This window comes from Brevundimonas sp., from assembly GCF_036677305.1.
Lineage (GTDB): Bacteria > Pseudomonadota > Alphaproteobacteria > Caulobacterales > Caulobacteraceae > Brevundimonas.
The window spans coordinates 1-2,433 of sequence record NZ_JAKFEB010000038.1 but is presented as its reverse complement, the minus strand read 5'-3'; the positions used below and the strand labels follow the sequence as shown (position 1 = coordinate 2,433).

Annotated in this window: 2 protein-coding genes; both read left to right on the top strand. The window is 70.7% G+C overall.

All coding sequences use genetic code 11. The features are described 5' to 3' along the window. Nucleotides 1–123 precede the first annotated feature (123 nt). The gene (locus V6M42_RS02380) at nucleotides 124–1,494 is read left to right on the top strand and encodes a S41 family peptidase (RefSeq protein ID WP_332659043.1); all 1,371 of its coding nucleotides are present in this window, start codon (nucleotides 124–126) and stop codon (nucleotides 1,492–1,494) included. 115 nt (nucleotides 1,495–1,609) lie between these two features. Next, nucleotides 1,610–2,433: divergent polysaccharide deacetylase family protein (locus V6M42_RS02375; RefSeq protein WP_332676887.1), on the top strand; the 824-nt coding region annotated here is incomplete at its 3' end.

Here is a 2,433-nt window from a genome sequence, read left to right as displayed (position 1 = left end):
GCGAAACCGCTTCCCAAGCCGCGATGACGCTGATTTTATCGCCAAACCGCCGCTCGGCCACGATTTCGTCGCCTCGCGGTCCGTATCTGACTCAAGACGCCGCCTGACCCTGAAAGAAACCCGATGCGTAAACTGCTTCTGATTGGCGCCGCCGCCGTGGCCATGGTGGGCGTGGGCGCGGCCACCGCGGCCGGCCAGACGCCGCGCAACGAGGCCTTCCGCATGCTCGGGCTGTTCGGCGACGTCCTGGGCATCGTCGAACAGGCCTATGTCGTGCCGGTCGACGACAAGAAGCTGATCGAGGCGGCTCTGCAGGGCATGATGACCGCCCTCGATCCCCACTCCAACTATCTGCCGCCCGACGGCTACGGCGACCTGCAGGAGCGCACCTCGGGCGCCTATTCCGGCGTGGGCCTGACCATCCAGTCCGAGGCCGGGATGGTGAAGGTCATCTCGCCCATGGACGGCGGACCGGCGGCGCGGGCGGGGGTCAACGCCGGCGACGTGATCTCGTCCATCGACGGCCAGAGCGCCTCGGGCCTGACGGTCAGCCAGGTGTCGGACAAGCTGCGGGGCGCCGTCGGCACCTCGGTCAAGGTCACCTTCCTGCGCGACGGGGAGGAACCCCGGGAGGTCACCCTGACCCGCGAGGTGATCAAGATCGAGTCCGTGACCGGCCGCGTCGAGGGCGAGTTCGGCTATCTGCGCGTCTCGACCTTCAACGAGAACACCGGCCGCGAACTCAGCGAGACGATCACCAGGCTGAAGGCCGAGAACCCCGCCATCAAGGGCTATGTCCTGGACCTCCGCAACAACGGCGGCGGGCTGCTGGACGCGGCCATCGCCGTGTCCGACGCCTTCCTCGAGCGGGGCGAGATCGTCAGCCAGCGCGGGCGCAAGGCGGACCAGATCCAGCGCTACGCCGCCCGCCCCGGCGACCAGATCGGCGGCCTGCCGCTGGTGGTGCTGATCAACTACGGCTCGGCCTCGGCGTCGGAGATCGTGGCCGGCGCGCTGAAGGATCACCAGCGCGCGACGCTGGTCGGCCTGACCAGCTTCGGCAAGGGTTCGGTCCAGACCGTCATCCCGCTGCGCAACGGCGCCGACGGCGCCCTGTCGATCACCACGGCGCGCTACTACACGCCGTCCGGCGCCTCGATCCAGAAGATCGGCATCGAGCCGGATCTGGAGGTGTCGCGTTCGGCGGCCGAGGCGCGGATCGTGTCGCGGTCCAACTTCATCTATTCCGAGGCCGCCTACGCCACGGCCCTGGACTCGTCGATCGGCGCCGAGCGGAAGGGACCGCACACGCCCCGCGAAGCGCCTGGCGAGACCTATGACGAGGACAAGGACTACCAGCTGGAGCGGGCCTTCGACGTGCTGCGGGCCGGCGGAAACCTGGCCCAGCTGGCCGCCGCGCCGGAAGGCGTCGTGGTCTCCGAACCGGGCGCGACCCTGGCCGCGGTCGAGCCGGATCCCGCGCCGGAAAACTGAGGCGGCGCGGGCCGATCCCATGCCTAACGCGCGTTAGGCTTTCTTAACCGACCCCCGCCACTGTGCCCTTGAAGGAGTCCGTCTCGCGGACCCCGTATCAAGCGTCCAGTCTGCCATGTTCGCCAAACGCCAATCCGTCCTGGCCGCCACCGCCGGTATCCCCCCGGTGCGCCGCTCCATGCGCGAAAACCTCGCGCCTGTGGTCCGTTTCGTCCGCAAGCCGCCGGTCGCCGTCGCCGGAGCCGGCCTGCTGCTGATGAGCGCCGCCGCCCTGTTCATCACCGTGCTGGGCGATCCCCGCGCCGGAGCCCCCACGGCCCGCGCGGCGCTGAAACGCGAAGCTCCCGCCTCCGCGCCGGTCCCGACCGGGCTGGAAGCCTTCTCCATGGGCGCCTACGGCTCCTGGCAGGATATGGCGGCCGACGGCGGCGCGCTCGATCCGGCCCTGGCCGGCGAGGCGGTCATCACCCTGCCGAACGGCGCCACGGTGTCCGGAAACGGCGCGCCCGTCACCGCGCCGCGCGTCGAGGCCTCGCCCCTGCCGCCCGCCCCGATCGCCGGCCTGAGCCAGCCGGGTCCGAACGGTCCCCTGCCCACCATCGCCACCGACGGCCGCGTGCCGGCCCAGGCCTACGCCCGTCCGTTCCGCTCGAACGGCCGACCGCGCGTCGCCCTGATCGTCGGCGGCCTGGGCCTGAACGCCGTCACCACCCGGGCCGCCATCGAACGTCTGCCCGCCGAGGTGACGCTGAGCTTCGTGCCCTATGCCGAAGGGCTGCAGACCTGGATCGACCTGGCCCGCGCCCAGGGCCACGAGGTCATGCTGGAAATGCCGATGGAGCCCAGCGGCTATCCCGACAACGACCCGGGCCCCTACACCCTGCTGGCCTCGGGTTCGCCCGCCGACCTGCAGTCCAAGATGAACTGGCTGCTGGGCCG

What these genes read in the sequence shown, in the direction of transcription:
- V6M42_RS02380 (WP_332659043.1), top strand. Translation starts at nt 124, where the DNA reads ATGCGTAAACTGCTTCTGATTGGCGCCGCCGCCGTGGCCATGGTGGGC.